This is a genomic window from Nostoc sp. C96 (assembly GCF_059384975.1).
The window spans coordinates 2643941-2655685 of the sequence record NZ_CM182020.1 but is presented as its reverse complement, the minus strand read 5'-3'; the positions used below and the strand labels follow the sequence as shown (position 1 = coordinate 2655685).

Sequence of the window (11745 nt, the reverse complement as noted above, 5' to 3'; positions counted from 1 at the left end):
AACCAAAATTAGATGCGGTTTAGTCAAATCAAATGCAGCAAATCAAGTAACTTGTAGCGATAATTGCTTTCATCAAGATTTTGACAGCGATCGCGCCACATAATTCAGATCAAAACATCAAGACTATTGGGTAATTTAAGCACAGGAGGAAACAGATGGAAACTCAACCAACTCGCCCATCACCAACACTTCCAGAAATTCCCCTTGGCTATCTCAACATTATGGGTTATGTTGACGAGTCAGAAGTTAATGGCCCTGGTTACCGTGCTGTTGTCTGGGTACAAGGTTGTCGTCGTGAATGTCCCGGTTGCTTTAATCTTGAGTCTTGGCCATTTGAAATTAACCAACTGATTTCTGTTGATACCCTAGCCGAACAAATACTGAGTAAACCACAAAACACAGGCGTAACCTTCTCTGGTGGTGAACCCTTTTGGCAAGCATCTGCACTAGCCGCTTTAGCACGTAAACTGAAAGCAGCTGGCTTAAATGTTATGTCTTTTTCCGGTTTTACCCTTAAGCAACTCCAGTCTGAATCTGCACCTCCAGGTTCGCAAGAATTATTAGAACAGTTAGATATTTTAATTGATGGGCCATTTGTAGAATCTTTGGCGATTAATTCTCCCGACTCACCAGTTTCTTCTAGCAATCAACGCGTGAATGTCTTTAACCCAGCTTTAGCAGACCAAATTACTTGGGCTAGTGACCAAATCGAAATCCATATTCTCAAGGATGGTAGCCGTATTGTTACTGGCTATCGTGGGCGACTGGAATTGACTTAAATTTTTTACAGATAACTATAAATTAACGTGTGTCTCTGTTGGTGGCGCACGTTAATTATATTCTTTCTGCAAAAATCATCAATAAATATTTTTTTTAGTACGTAATTATAAGCTGAAGATTTTTTGTGCAATATCTCAAGATAGAATTTTGACTTATTTTTTTATAGCTAAAGAATAATTTTTAACGGAATCAATCAGTTTATAACAGAAGCATAGGTAATTAATACATACCTATGTCAACTAAGTGAGGTCAAGATTATGTTATTACAAACAACTGCATCCGATTTACTCGTAGATTTATCTACCGAAAAACAGCAATTTTTAGCTGGTGGATGTAGATACTATGGTCGTAGTCAAGAACAAACTCAAGGATCATCACCAGCAGAAACATCACCTGAAATGTCATCGCCAGTAGTTGTATCGCAACCGATAGCACGTTTAGCTGTAGGTAGCATCATTACAGTTACACCATTTGCCAAGTGTTTACCTGGACAAAGTTGTTATGGCACACAAGGTTCTCAAACTCAAGATTAATAAGATTTTGAGAAGTCCTCTTGAAGACTTAAATTTTGAATCATTAGGAAAAGCCTCTTTGGTCTTTTCCATTAATTAAGTAAATGAAGCAGAGAAATAAATTAAAACTTATTTCTCTGTTTACTTATAAATATAAATATTATATTTAATTAATTGCTAAAGACGTATAATTATGCGTCCTTACAAAAAAGTTACCCATATCAGAGTTTGAGCGCGATGGGATTAAAATTAGAGATGGGTAAATTTTTCATTTGCAAGTAATTAGATATAGATGAAATTTATTGGGATTGATTTAGGTTGGAAATCGCAACCAAGTGGCTTATGCTGTTTACAATTAATAGACGGAAAGTTGCAATTAATAGATTTAGATCGCCAAGATGCGATCGCAGAAATTTTAGCTTGGATAGATACTTGGGTACAACCAGAAGAACCAGCCATCATTGCTGTTGATGCACCGACTCTCATTCCTAACGCTACAGGTAGTCGCCTACCAGATAAACTCAGTCATAAATACTTTGGCAAATATCACGCAGGCTGTTATCCAGCAAATCAAAATTTGCCTTTTGCAGCACGGACAATTAACTTTGGCTTAGAATTAGAATCCCGTGGTTATGCTCATGCACCAACCATAGAAGCAAAAAAATTTGGCAGATATCAAATAGAAGTTTTTCCTCACCCTGCAATAGTCCATTTATTTGGTTTAGAACGTATTCTTAAATATAAAAAAGGACGCATCAATGAGCGCCGCCTAGAATTAATTAAACTCTATCAATATATTCTCGAAATTTTACCCAATCTCGAACCTACCCTGAAAGTGCCACAATCTCATCTTTTTCCTTTTGACTTTTTCCTTTTACCTTCCACAGGTGCAGCCCTCAAAGCAATTGAAGATAAACTAGACAGTCTAATCTGTGCTTATGTAGCTGCACACTGGTGGTATTGGGGAGAACAACGCAACTTAGTATTAGGCGATCGCACCACAGGTTACATTGTCATCCCCAATAAAAGTCAAAAGTAAAAAGGTAAAAGTAAAAAAAGAATATTTTGCCTTTTACCTTTTACCTTTTGCCTTTATATTTTTGCCTTCTATTCCGCCCAAGCAATTAATCTTGGTTCATAAGCATTAGACAAGTGTGGGTGTTTGGGTAATACACGCAAGGACAAGCCTTGAAAACCAGAGGTAGTGTAGATAATATCTGCCGTGTAGACACTCAAGCCTTGAGAATCTTGGCCTTGGTAATCCATAACTACTGGTGTCGCATTGACGATTTCACCGTTAGCATCGATCGCACCTTGATATAACTCTACTTGTACATCATCATTGCTCAAAGTTGCTAAATCCACTTTGGCTTTGACAGTAACGCTTTGGTTAACCTTAATATCTGAACCGACTGAGACATCAATATCTTTGATAATGAGGTTAAACCAGTGGTCGCTGAGTTTAGCTTTCCAAGCAGCTAATTCCTTAGCTGGGGCGTAATTATCAGCAATCAGAGTATGACAGCGATCGCTGGCTGGGAAATAAGCCCGTTGAGCATAATCGCGCACCATCCGCGCTGTATTAAAGAACGGACAGTTCAAACGAATAGCATCTTTCATTTTAGCGACCCAAGGTCTGGGCAAACCATCATCGTCGCGGTGGTCATAAAATAGAGGCACAACTTCTTTTTCTAACAAATCGTAGAGAGCGTTAGCTTCCACTTCATCTTGATAATTGGGATCTTCGTAATTTTCGCCGTGTCCAATCGCCCAACCGGTGCGGACAAAATCAGCTTCATCCCACCAACCATCTAAAACACTTAAATTTGGCAATCCATTCATAGCGGCTTTCATCCCGCTAGTACCGGAAGCTTCTCGTGGACGACGGGGTGTGTTCAACCAGATATCGCACCCGGCTACCATTAGCCGAGCGATATGAATATCGTAGTTAGGAACAAAAACAACCTGTTTTTCTAAATGGTGTTCGCGGATAAAGTGATTGATATCACGAATCAGTTCTTTTCCAGGAATATCTTTGGGGTGGGCTTTACCAGCGATGACAAATTGGACTTTACGACTTTTATCACCAAGTAAGATGTGTTTAATGCGTTCTAAATCGCGCATCCACAGGGTAGCACGTTTATAAGTAGCAAAGCGTCGGGCAAAACCAATGGTTAAAACATAAGGGTCTAATACTTCTTGGGCTTGGGCAATTTCCGAAGCCGAAGCACCGCGATCGCGTAAATGTTTAACTAGATGCTCCCGCACGTAAAGTACCATATCTAAGCGGCAGCGTTCGTGATTGCGCCACAACTCCTCATCGGGAATGGCTTCCATACGCTCCCACAGTTGATTCTCTGGTGGTACTGACGACCAGTTTGGCCCTAAGTAGCGATCGTACAATTCTTGCGTTGATTTCGCTACACAACTGCGAGCGTGAACACCATTGGTAATAGCGGTGATTGGAACTTCTTCGACTGGGACTTTCTTCCACAATGCCTGAAACATCTGCCGCGATACCACACCATGTAGCTGCGCCACCCCGTTAGAAAACGTCGCCATTTTCAACGCCAGCACTGCCATACTAAACGGTGCAGATAAATCGCCAGTATTTTCTCGCCCTAATCCTAAAAATTGCTCTTTGGGCAAACCAAAAATATCTGCATAATATCCCAGATAATACAAAATCTTATCGGGAGGGAACAAGTCAATCCCCGCAGGTACAGGTGTGTGAGTCGTAAAGATGTTGCTAGACATCACCACCTGTTTAGCTTGGGCATAGCTCAACCCTTCTTCTTGAATTAAGAGCCGAATACGCTCTAAAGCCGAGAAGGCAGCGTGACCTTCATTCATGTGATAGGCAGTGACATCATAACCCAGAGTTTTGAGCATCTGCACACCACCGATCCCCAACATGATTTCTTGGTGGATACGCATATCGATATCGCCACCATACAGCTGATCCGTGATGTCGTGATCGTATTGGTTATTGGGTTCGATGTTGGTGTCTAACATATACAAAGGCACCATTCCCACCTGTACCCGCCACACTCTGGCGTACACCTTACGCCCCGGATAATCAACGGCAATCTGCAATTCTGAACCGTCGGGATTGCGTTCCAAATGCAAGGGCATATTATAAAAATCGTTGATGGGGTAGCGCTCTTGTTGCCAGCCATCAGCGTTGAGATATTGAGCAAAATACCCTTGTTGATAAAGCAAGCCTACACCAACTAGAGGTAATCCTAAGTCACTGGCTGATTTTAGGTGATCACCAGCGAGAACGCCCAAGCCACCAGAATAAACAGGTAAACAGTCAACCAAGCCAAATTCTGCCGAAAAATAGGCATAACACTCTTTGGGCTTTTGACTGCGTTGTTTCTGATACCAAGTTCCTTCTTGGAGATAATCTTCTAATTGTCGGGCGGCGCGATCCATTTGTGCTAAAAAGCCATCATCTTCCACTACCTCCAACAGCCGCGCTTGGGAGATAGTACCCAGCATCAACACTGGGTTATGGCGGCTAGATTCCCATAAATCTGTATCTAAACGGCGAAATAAATCTTTTGTCTCAACATTCCAATCCCAATGCAAGTTATATGCCAGCCGTCGCAGTGGTTCCAGGCGCGGTGGTAGTGATGGGGAAACATTAAAAGTGCGAATTGGCTGCATAGGTTAGCAACTCTCCAAGTTCAGCTATGGTTATTGTTTACCTTCTTTCTGCAATGTTGCCAATTCTTTATACTGTGTTTGTAAAGTACTGATGACTTTGTTAAGTATTCAAAACTTGCACGAGAATTATGGCTAAATCTTGCACCAAGCATCTTTGTTATTGTTCTGTGTTCTCTTTGAGTATCTGCTTGGTGAGCAAAATTTAATAATTGACATGTATCACATGACAACTCCCCATTCCCCCCATCACAGAGAGGTGAATGTCTGAGTAGCAGTGTTTAACTGCCCAAAGAAGGCTGATCTTGGGGGTTTGTTGGCATTTTGAGAGTTTGAGCCGCTGCATAAGCCAACTCTGCGGCTATCTTATAAGCAAGCTTTATATTAGAATTATGATTAGCAGGATTGGCTTGTCGATGCTTTAATTCTTTTTGAACCTCACCAGAGGCGATCGCTCGCTGCAAAATAATAAAAGCATCCAAGTCCTCTGAATCATAATCTTGCCGTAGTAACACTTGTATCTGGTTCTGCTCGGCGATACTCAAATAACCAGTTCTAAAAGCTTGCTGGACGATTTGTTTAATTTCCACCATAATTTCAACCAGTGTGGCAGTTAATGAAAGGAGCTTAGTCTGTAAATTTGGGTTTCTTGTGAGGATTCCTACTAAGAACTTGCATCTTCTCTAGATTTCAAAATTTATAATGGCGGATATTCCAGACACATCGTCCATTTGGCTCACCTGATCGGGTGATTTACAATTGTGAGATTATGGTTATTGCTCAATCTAGTTCAATTTAGACAGTTTCTCTATGAAGAAAAGGTAACAGCTTTTTCTAAATTGTGTTGATATAACTGCCCAATAGTAGCGCAGTTATCATTTACTAAATTCCAGACCTGCTATGTGTTTTTTGACTGACAAAAATTCTATAAAAAAAATTAAATTTTTTCTAGTGTAGTCAACATAGAACAACGGGTAACATCCCAATTTTGCCAATTGACCAAATGAGGAGAAATAGTCATTGCGTAGGCGTTAGCCTTCCCGTTCGCGTAGCGTCTCCGTCAGGAGAAGGGTAGGGAGCGAAGCGGAATGTCGTAATTGCAGCAGCTAGACTGTGCGATTGCTACGCTTCATTTCATTATGATCGCCAGACAAAATATGTTTTTACACCTTTGGGATGCTCCCGAACAGCAAATTGTTTCAATGTACTTTTGATGACCAAGATAAAATTTTGAATCCAGCTATTGATCCGCAAACGAATGTTGTTTAAATTACCAATTTCAGGCAATTAATTATATTTTGATTATCTTCCTACTTGGGAGTGAGACATTAAAAATAAAATGTGTTATTCTGGGAGGCAATTATTATGAAAAGCCACCCATCTAAATGAAATCGTGACTTGGTTAAGTTATAAATCATCTGTGTGCAACATGAGCGTAGCTCCATACTCTAAAAATTCATTGCAAGAAATTCGCCATTGCAGTCGGGGAAGCGCTTACTTGTTTGCACCGATGGTAAATTTTAATGTGATGGCTGAAGTCGGTGATACTCCACCTTAGTAAAATTTAATTAGCTGAAAAATATAACACAATTGGCAGCAATATAATATTATGATTGCTCAAAAATCAAGAGTAGATTTTGAGGTTCATCAATTAAATATATATTGGTGTGGAAAAAGTTTGTGCTTGTGAAATTATTTCATTGAACATCATTCAGAAAATTACATAGAGCAACTTGCGGGTAAATATAGCAGATTGCAGGTGAATAAAAGACAGATTTTCATCATAAAGGCATATATTCAAAGCCTTGTAAATCTGTGATTAGTTCTCTGCTCTCTGCTGAGTATATCCAGCGAATCAAACTATTGAATAGTCTGATGTTTGAGTTTGCCATATTAGCTGGAAAAATATTTCAGCAGTATAGTAGTATCTTTCTTTCATCAAGATTGAGACTAAGCAACAAGTTGGTATTGATAAAAGTAATTAATGGGAGATAAATGATCTCCGGCGATCGCCAGAACTGGACATTCCGCAAATATAGCTATTTAATGCTATTTTTTGCCTAAAAATAGCGCATTAGTTCGACAATGTTTGCCTAATTTCTTCACAGAAACATAACTTGACTAATTCCCGATCAGCAGCACTACCAAAAAATACCCATCTTCAATTCAGCTAACATAAACTTGTCTCAGAGATAAGCAGTCATGAGTAACCAAAAACATTTTTCCAAATCCCAGCGCTTCAAGGAATTACTGCTGATCACATTGTTAGGGGATATTCCCACCCTTGCCCTGGGTACAAAACTCCGGAGTTGGTTCTATCGCATTATTTTTGCTCAGTTGGATAGCTCAGTTTACATACAAAATGGTGTGGAATTTCTGGGAGCAGATAAAATTAGCATCGGTAAAAAAGCGCATATTTTTAAAGGTGTGAGAATCGATGCTCAAGGACACTCAAATAATCAAATTTCTTTAAGTCATGGGGTAGCTATAGAACGTAACGTTGATATTGGCTGTTTAGACAACACATCCATCTACATCGACGAAGAAACCTTTATTGGCCCTGATGTATGTATTGCGGGGCCAGGCGATATTACCATTGGCAAGCGCTGTCTAATTGCTGCCCACTCAGGCATATATGCTAACAATCATAATTTTTCCAATCCTCTAGAACCAATTAAATCTCAAGGCATTACTCGTCAAGGAATTGTCATTGAAGATGATTGTTGGTTGGGACATGGAGTGACGGTATTAGATGGTGTAACTATTGGTGAAGGCAGTGTGATTGGCGCAGGTGCAGTTGTCACTAAAGATATTCCGCCATTCTCCGTGGCCGTAGGTGTACCTGCACGAGTTGTCAAAAATCGGATGAGTCAGCAATTATCCGAGAGAGGCGTAGGCATTTCTTCACCATAATTAACGCGATGTGCGACTGATTTTTGAGCAAAAGTTGCACACGGCGTTAATTAACGCGAATTCGATGGCATTAAAAACCCCTCTCCAAACCTCTCACGCCAGTCGCCTCTCCTCCTCGGAGACGCTGCGCGAACAAATCGGGAAACCCGCCCACGGCGATGGCTCCCCGACGCGGGGAGAGGCTTAAAAGTCTGATTATTTCGTACTAAGTTGTAGATGTTTAGTTTAACCCCTTCCCATGTAGGGAAGGGGTTGGGGTTAGGTTTCATCGAACTCACGTTAATTACCACCGCATCTAAAGAAAAGTGTGTCTTTTTTTTCCTTCAGAAAACAAAGCCGTAGAATAACGATGACTTAAGTTATACCGACCCTGTTAATGGCAGCGTTAGTCATAAACAGGGTATTCGCATTGGCTTTACCGATGGTTCTCGCATTGTGGTGCAACTTTCCGGTACAGGTACTCAAGGTGTAATTCCAAGAGTTTATTGAGTAAGCTACGAGCCAAATCCAGCCAAACACAACCTTGATACCCAATCAGTACTTGCTTGTTTCATTACTCTGGCTGAAGAAGTAGTTCAGCTTTGAGAACTAACGGGACGAGAACCAACTGTGAGGACTTAGGGCTGAGTGCTAAGTCAGGAGTTAGACGTTCTGATTTGCCTACTCTCTATTCTCGATAGGAAATAATTATGACCACATTTGAGCAAGTTCCAGTATTTCAATGTGAATTTGAAGACGATCGCACCGGGTTAAGTAAAGAAACCATCAAACGCGCCTTGGCTGATAATCTTTTTTACATCCAAGGTAAAGTTCCGGCTACAGCCACGCCCAACGATTATTACATGGCGTTGGCTTACACAGTCCGCGATCGCATGTTGCAACGCTGGTTCAAAACCACTGAAGTCTATACAAAAAAAGGTGTCAAAGTTGTCAGTTATCTCTCAGCCGAATTTCTCTTAGGGCCGCACTTGAGTAATAACTTGATCAATTTGGGAATTTACGATCTAGTGCGTCAAGTAGTCGAGGAATCTGGGCTAGATTTTGTCCAATTACGGGAAACTGAAGAAGAACCAGGACTAGGTAATGGTGGACTGGGTCGCCTTGCAGCCTGTTACATGGACTCCCTGTCAACTTTAGAAATTCCCGCCATTGGCTATGGAATTCGTTACGAATTTGGCATCTTTGATCAAGAAATCCGCGATGGTTGGCAAGTAGAAATTACAGATAAATGGCTACACTTAGGCAACCCTTGGGAAATTCCTCGGCTAGAAGAAACCATAGAAGTTAAGTTTGGCGGGCGCACCGAAGCTTATTATGATGAAAAGTGCCGCTATCGCGTACGTTGGATTCCCGATAAAGTGGTGAAGGGTGTTCCCTACGATACACCCATCTCAGGTTATAACGTCAACACTGTCAATACCTTAAGGCTATGGAAAGCTGAAGCTCCTGAGTCCTTTGAATTCCAAGCGTTTAACGTTGGGGACTACTATGGTGCAGTCAACAGAAAGGTAGTTTCCGAAAATATTACCAAAGTTCTCTATCCGAATGATGAATTGATGAAAGGCAAAGAACTGCGGTTAGAACAACAGTATTTCTTTGTTTCTTGTTCTTTGCAAGACATGATTCGGCTGCACTTGCAAAAAGGTGAGAGCTTAGAGACATTTCATCAGTCCTTTGCGGTGCAACTCAATGACACCCACCCATCCATCGGTGTAGCGGAATTAATGCGGTTGTTGGTAGATGAGTATGAAATAGAGTGGGATCAGGCTTGGCAAATCACGCAAAACACCTTTGGCTACACTAACCATACGCTGTTACCAGAGGCTTTAGAAAAGTGGACTTTAAGCCTATTTAAGAATTTACTGCCCAGACATCTGCAAATTATCTATGAAATTAACCAGCGTTTCTTAGGTCAAGTGCGGGCAAAATATCCCAACGATAGCGATCGCCTAGCACGGCTATCATTAATTGATGAGAGTGGTGAAAAGTATGTCCGCATGGCAAACTTAGCCAGTGTGGGTTCTCATGCAATTAATGGTGTTGCAGCCTTACATACAGAGTTACTCAAGCGTGATGTGCTGGGCGATTTTCACGAACTTTGGCCGGAGAAATTCAGCAACAAAACCAATGGAGTCACACCACGCCGTTGGATAGTAGTCAGTAATCCCTTACTAGCTAACTTGATTACTCGCAAAATAGGGGCAGATTGGATTAGTCATCTAGAAGATCTCAAGCAACTCGAAGCCTTTATCGAAGATGGTGAGTTTCGTCGAGAATGGCGACAAACCAAGCAAGATATTAAGGGATATTTGGCGACTTATATCAAGGAAAACCACGGAATTGAAGTGAATCCCGAATCACTGTTTGATGTGCAAGTGAAGCGATTGCATGAGTATAAGCGCCAACACCTAAACGTGCTGCACATCATTACGCTCTACAAGCGGATTAAAGATAACCCCAACATTGAAATCACACCCCGCACATTTATTTTTGGTGGTAAAGCTGCTCCTGGCTATTTCATGGCCAAATTGATCATTAAACTCATCAACTCCGTTGGTGATGTAGTTAACAATGATCCCGATGTGCGCGATCGCTTAAAAGTAGTATTCTTACCAGATTACAATGTCAGGTTTGGTCAACGAGTTTACCCAGCCGCCGACCTTTCCGAACAAATCTCCACTGCTGGTAAAGAAGCTTCTGGCACTGGTAACATGAAATTTGCTATGAATGGGGCGCTGACTATTGGCACACTTGATGGTGCAAATATCGAAATCCGCGAAGAAGTCGGAGAAGAAAACTTCTTCTTGTTTGGACTTACAACCGAACAAGTATATGAATTAAAGTCCAAAGGTTATAACCCTTGGGACTATTACCATAACAATTCGCAACTCCAACAAGTAATTGACCTGATCAGTTCTGGATTTTTCTCTCACGGTGATACTAATCTATTCCGTCCCCTAGTAGATTCGCTCTTGTACCACGATCCTTACATGCTGTTTGCCGATTACCAGTCTTATATTGACGCTCAAGACCAGGTAAATCAAGCCTACCGTGACCAAGAACACTGGACACGGATGTCAATTCTCAATGCAGCACGTATGGGCAAATTCTCTTCTGACCGTGCCATTCTAGAATATTGTCAAGAAATCTGGAATGCTGTACCAGTGAAAATCGAACTAGAAGAATATATTCAAGGGAGGGCTGGTTTGAAAGTGTAACCCTCATTTCTCAAAGGCTTCAGGCGTTTGATGGGGCAGAGAGGCAGGGGAGAGGTTACTTTCATTCCCCCCCTGCTCCCTTGCTCCCCTGCACAAGCGCAGACTTTGAAAGGTGTGGTGAGAAATCCGGATGTAAGGGTTTAAGGGTTTTGAACACCTACACCCCCATATCCTTAAACTTCAGGAAACCTCTGGCATTAATTAACGTCACAACATTAGCCAGTCAAAAAATACATCTCAAAGGCATCTACGAATCAAATAAACCACAGTATGAGATAATAGCGAAACTTGTGCCATACTCTATGGGTTGGTCACGACATAGCCCTCCACTCTCAATAGAGTGCGCTCAAAACGAGGCAAGATTTGGGTAAGATATAGGAGCTATCTTTTCTGCATAGCAGATACTGAGAGAAGCTTTTTTCCGACCCCCTTTGGAGATATTTCTATGCTGACTTTAAAAATCGCTGTTTATATTGTTGTTGCCTTCTTTGTGACTATCTTTGTCTTCGGATTCTTGTCAAATGATCCTGCTCGTAACCCCGGTCGTCGGGATTTAGAGTAAGAACAAGACAAATTATCCGCGACTGCCGGAAGGTGGAAAACACCCAAAGTCACGGACAATTGCTTGCTATCCTACAGGAAAGCTTTACGCC

The 11745-nt window shown here is 41.4% G+C and carries 10 protein-coding genes; 8 read left to right on the top strand and 2 right to left on the bottom strand.

Translation table 11 applies throughout. The features are described 5' to 3' along the window. Window positions 1–155 precede the first annotated feature (155 nt). The 3 genes from AC504W_RS11470 to AC504W_RS11460 all read left to right on the top strand — a co-directional run bounded on the left by AC504W_RS11470 (window position 156) and on the right by AC504W_RS11460 (window position 2331). Window positions 156–779 carry a 4Fe-4S single cluster domain-containing protein gene (locus AC504W_RS11470; RefSeq protein ID WP_494877810.1) on the top strand — a complete coding sequence of 208 codons (624 nt, stop codon included), beginning with the start codon at window positions 156–158 and terminating at the stop codon, window positions 777–779. Between the two features lie 258 nt (window positions 780–1037). After that, window positions 1038–1313 carry a hypothetical protein gene (locus AC504W_RS11465; protein ID WP_494877809.1) on the top strand — a complete coding sequence of 92 codons (276 nt, stop codon included), beginning with the start codon at window positions 1038–1040 and terminating at the stop codon, window positions 1311–1313. Window positions 1314–1584: 271 nt separating this feature from the next. Then, window positions 1585–2331: a DUF429 domain-containing protein gene (locus AC504W_RS11460; protein WP_494877808.1), complete on the top strand. Its 747-nt coding sequence runs from the start codon at window positions 1585–1587 to the stop codon at window positions 2329–2331. Window positions 2332–2399: 68 nt separating this feature from the next. Here the strand turns inward: AC504W_RS11460 and glgP are convergent, their stop codons facing one another. Both glgP and AC504W_RS11450 read right to left on the bottom strand, forming a co-directional pair. Beyond that, the gene (glgP, locus tag AC504W_RS11455) at window positions 2400–4964 is read right to left on the bottom strand and encodes an alpha-glucan family phosphorylase (protein WP_494877807.1); all 2565 of its coding nucleotides are present in this window, start codon (window positions 4962–4964) and stop codon (window positions 2400–2402) included. A gap of 278 nt (window positions 4965–5242) precedes the next feature. Beyond that, on the bottom strand, window positions 5243–5554 hold the full coding sequence (locus AC504W_RS11450) for a hypothetical protein (protein WP_494877806.1): 312 nt from the start codon (window positions 5552–5554) through the stop codon (window positions 5243–5245). A gap of 836 nt (window positions 5555–6390) precedes the next feature. On the opposite strand from AC504W_RS11450, the gene AC504W_RS11445 reads away from it, so the two are divergent. From AC504W_RS11445 to AC504W_RS11425, 5 genes are all read left to right on the top strand, one after another. After that, window positions 6391–6519, top strand: coding sequence for a hypothetical protein (locus AC504W_RS11445; protein WP_281259093.1), 129 nt, complete (start codon window positions 6391–6393; stop codon window positions 6517–6519). Window positions 6520–7163: 644 nt separating this feature from the next. Next, entirely contained in the window at window positions 7164–7874 is a 711-nt protein-coding gene (locus AC504W_RS11440; RefSeq protein WP_494877805.1) for an acyltransferase, read from the top strand. A 402-nt stretch (window positions 7875–8276) separates the two neighbouring features. After that, complete coding sequence (locus AC504W_RS11435) at window positions 8277–8363, top strand: hypothetical protein (protein WP_494878632.1); 87 nt, start codon at window positions 8277–8279, stop codon at window positions 8361–8363. 200 nt (window positions 8364–8563) lie between these two features. Continuing rightward, window positions 8564–11092 (top strand): glycogen/starch/alpha-glucan phosphorylase, encoded by a 2529-nt coding sequence (locus tag AC504W_RS11430; RefSeq protein WP_494877804.1) that lies wholly within the window; start codon window positions 8564–8566, stop codon window positions 11090–11092. 445 nt (window positions 11093–11537) lie between these two features. Further along, window positions 11538–11654: a photosystem II reaction center protein I gene (locus tag AC504W_RS11425; RefSeq protein ID WP_015114068.1), complete on the top strand. Its 117-nt coding sequence runs from the start codon at window positions 11538–11540 to the stop codon at window positions 11652–11654. Window positions 11655–11745 lie beyond the last annotated feature (91 nt).